Annotated in this window: 1 protein-coding gene; it reads right to left on the bottom strand. The window is 76.6% G+C overall.

The annotated features are described in order from the left end of the window. A partial coding sequence (locus ABD363_RS32405) for an acyltransferase domain-containing protein (protein ID WP_344610038.1) occupies window positions 1-1,078 on the bottom strand: 1,078 nt, incomplete at its 3' end. Window positions 1,079-1,092: the final 14 nt, after the last annotated feature.

Below are 1,092 nucleotides of genomic sequence, written 5' to 3' on the forward strand. Positions count from 1 at the left end.
CGGCGACGCGGCCCAGGCCCCACAGGGCGGCCTGGAGGGGATCGACGGGGTCGTCGGGCGTGACGGCGACCGCGCCGCGGGTGACGGCCCACACGCGGGTGCGGATCCCGGCGTCGTCGAGGGCCTGCAGCAGCACGGCCGTGTCGACGAGGCCGACCGGGACGCTGGTCCAGCGGGTGGCGTCGGTGCCGGCGAGCAGGGAGAGGACGCCGCTGAAGCGGGTGCCGTCGGCGGTGAGCCGGGACAGTTCCCCGGCGAGTTCGCCGCGGGCGGGCCGCTTGCCGAGCCTGACGGTCACCGTGTCGGTGCCGAGGGCGGCGGTCACGGCGTCCAGCCACGCGGTGTCGGTGTGGGGTCCGTCAGCGGGCAGGACGACGAGCCAGGTGCCGGACGGCCCGGAGGCGGCGGTCCGCAGTGGCTGCCAGGTCTCGCGGAACCGCAGCGCGTCGGACAGCGACCGGGCCCGGCGTCTGCTGCGCCAGGCGGACAGGGCGGGGACGACGCCGCCGAGGATCTCGGTGTCGAGGTCCAGCCGGGCGGCGAGGGACTCCAGGTCCTCGCGTTCGACGGCGGCCCAGAACTCGGCGTCCACGCCGTCGTCGCCGCCGGACGCGGGCACGGCGTCGGCGGTCTCGGGCCAGTAGCGCTCGTGCTGGAAGGGGTAGGTGGGCAGGTCCACGGCGCGGGCGCCGGTGCCGGCGAACAGGGCCGGCCAGTCCACCGGGACGCCGGCGGTGTGGAGCCGGGCCAGCGCGGTCACGGCGGCCGTCTCCTCGTCGCGGTCCCGGCGCAGCAGCGGGACGACCTCGGTGGCGTCCGGTACGGCCTCTCGTATCAGGGAGGTGAGGACGGCGTCGGGGCCGATCTCCAGGAAGTGGCGCACGCCCGCGTCGGCGAGCGCTCGGACGGCGTCGGCGAAGCGGACGGTCTCCCGGGCGTGCCGCACCCAGTGGTCGGGCGAGGCGAGGCCGGCCGGGCGGACGGTCGTCCCGGTGAGGGTGGAGACGACGTCGACGCTCGCCTCGTGGGCGGTGAGTCCGGTGAGGGCGGTGCGGAAGTCGTCGAGCATCGGGTCCATCAGCGGCGAGTGGA

Source organism: Streptomyces glaucus, assembly GCF_039533365.1.
Lineage (GTDB): Bacteria > Actinomycetota > Actinomycetes > Streptomycetales > Streptomycetaceae > Streptomyces > Streptomyces glaucus.